The organism is Cupriavidus sp. SIMBA_020 (genome assembly GCF_046535395.1).
Taxonomy (GTDB): domain Bacteria; phylum Pseudomonadota; class Gammaproteobacteria; order Burkholderiales; family Burkholderiaceae; genus Cupriavidus; species Cupriavidus campinensis.
In genome coordinates, this window is record NZ_JAWRWU010001608.1 from 1 (window position 1) to 238 (window position 238).

Sequence of the window (238 nt, forward strand, 5' to 3'; positions counted from 1 at the left end):
TGGAGGAACTGGTGGCGCTGGAGAAGCAGCCGCTGGGCGTGGACGACCGTCCCGGCGCGGGCCGGATCCGCGTCACCGCCGGCGAGATCCGCTTCGAGGACGTGACCTTCCGCTACGGCCGCCACGAGGCGCCGCTTTACGACGGCTTCTCGACGCGCATCGCGCCGGGCGAACGGGTCGGACTGGTGGGCCATTCGGGATCGGGCAAGACCACGTTCATCAAGCTGATCCAGCGCCT

The 238-nt window shown here is 69.7% G+C and carries 1 protein-coding gene; it reads left to right on the forward strand.

The genetic code is table 11. The features are described from left to right. On the forward strand, nucleotides 1-238 hold a 238-nt coding region (locus SB751_RS35045; RefSeq protein WP_410749623.1), incomplete at both ends, for an ATP-binding cassette domain-containing protein.